Consider the following 1,593-nt stretch of genomic DNA (forward strand, 5'->3'; position numbering starts at 1 on the left):
AGAGACTAAATAATAGTATTAATTTCCTATGTGATGCACAGGACTGGTTTACTAATAAATTCCATCCAACACTACCTGGCCCTTGTGCTCAGGCGTTTGTGTGGAATCGTCAGGATGCATTAGCGTACTTACCAGAAGGTGAGAAAGTCGATACATTCATTATGGATCACTTCTATTCAGAGGCTTGGTCTGGTTATGAACCACGTGCATTTTATGCAGGATGTAACGTAGTACATGAATTGTGGTCACGCGGTGATTATACAATCCCTACTAAGATAATTCAGTACTGTAAAAACTGGATGAATTACTTGAAATGGTTTATGAAAAATAATAATGGTCATGCACCAACACGTTTTAAAAACAATGGTGAAGTAATTTATGATGGGTTTACCCCTCACATGTCCGGTTTGTGGTTGGCAGGTGCTTGTATTATGGCAATTGCTGGTTATCCAGATGATGAATTAATACAAATGTTGTTTGATGAAGTTCAAAGTTTCTATGAGGTTATCACACCAAATCATGTAATGAATGGTACGTGGGCAGCCGCTATACGTTCTGGTACTCCAACAACAGCAGAAAACAATAGTATGTTCTTTGGTTTTTATAGCGGGGAAGTACTAAGAGGATTAGGACTATATATAGAGTACTGCAATCTTCATAAATAATATGAATGAAGGGTAACAAGGACTGTTACCCGCTTTAAAAAGGAAAAAACAAAATGGCATTTAAAAATATGTTTATGGCCAACAATGTTAAAGTTGAGATTGCTTTAGCTCCTGTTAGTGGTGTTGCAACAACCTTTACTGTAGTTGAGAAGGTAGCAGCTTTCCCAGCCGTAGCAGGTGCGGAAACCAATATGGCTACTGTGAATAGTTTCGGTGAATTGTATGCGGAGAAGATCCCAGGCAGTAAAAATGTACCTGATATCTCTCTTACTGTTAACTGGATTCCTGGTGCAACTGGTCAAGAACTACTTAACACTTATGCAGATAATCTAACCAAAGTACAGTTACGTGTAACCTTCTATGAGAACCTTACTGGTACTGATGGTGCTTCATACTTCCAAGTAGTTAACGGCTATATCTCTACTAACACCACTTCTGGTGATTTCGATTCACAAGCACAACGTGAATATACCTTTGTTGTTACTGGTGCTCCAGTTGCAAGTGGTGAAACTGCTGGTGACTAAATAATATCAATAAAATAATAATTCAAGGAAGATACAATGAACCTAACTGATTTAATGAGCGTGATTGGAGTAAAAACCCACGAATTCGAACTAGCACCAAATGTAGTTGTGAAAATTCGTATGCCGTCACTAGCTCAATATTCCCAATGTACTACACCATTCAAAATTATCTATCATTGTATAGTTGATGACGAAGGTAAACCACTTTTCGAATCACCAGAACAGATTGAAGAAAACGTAGAATTATCAGTGCAGATGAAACTAAGCCAAGAGATTGATCGTATCTTCACTGAATCAATGAATATTGATGATATTGAAAAAAAGTAAAAAGCGATCCGTTTCTTGCACTAACTCTAAACTAATCCGTAATAAGGGGTGTGGTGTGGATGAACTCTACACTATGC

The 1,593-nt window shown here is 37.7% G+C and carries 2 protein-coding genes and 1 pseudogene; all 3 read left to right on the top strand.

The features are described 5' to 3' along the window. Positions 1-665 (top strand): annotated as a pseudogene (locus tag IM273_RS22230) (hypothetical protein); the annotation flags it as partial. A 53-nt stretch (positions 666-718) separates the two neighbouring features. Beyond that, positions 719-1,189 carry a phage tail tube protein gene (locus IM273_RS22235; RefSeq protein WP_117092934.1) on the top strand — a complete coding sequence of 157 codons (471 nt, stop codon included), beginning with the start codon at positions 719-721 and terminating at the stop codon, positions 1,187-1,189. Between the two features lie 36 nt (positions 1,190-1,225). Next, positions 1,226-1,516, top strand: coding sequence for a hypothetical protein (locus IM273_RS22240; RefSeq protein ID WP_193055666.1), 291 nt, complete (start codon positions 1,226-1,228; stop codon positions 1,514-1,516). Positions 1,517-1,593 lie beyond the last annotated feature (77 nt).

Source organism: Enterobacter cloacae complex sp. P13B, from assembly GCF_014895915.1.
Taxonomy (GTDB): Bacteria; Pseudomonadota; Gammaproteobacteria; order Enterobacterales; family Enterobacteriaceae; genus Enterobacter; species Enterobacter bugandensis.

Bases quoted from the DNA above. Each gene is read 5' to 3' on its own strand.
- IM273_RS22235 (WP_117092934.1), top strand. From the start codon at position 719: ATGGCATTTAAAAATATGTTTATGGCCAACAATGTTAAAGTTGAGATT.
- IM273_RS22240 (WP_193055666.1), top strand. From the start codon at position 1,226: ATGAACCTAACTGATTTAATGAGCGTGATTGGAGTAAAAACCCACGAA.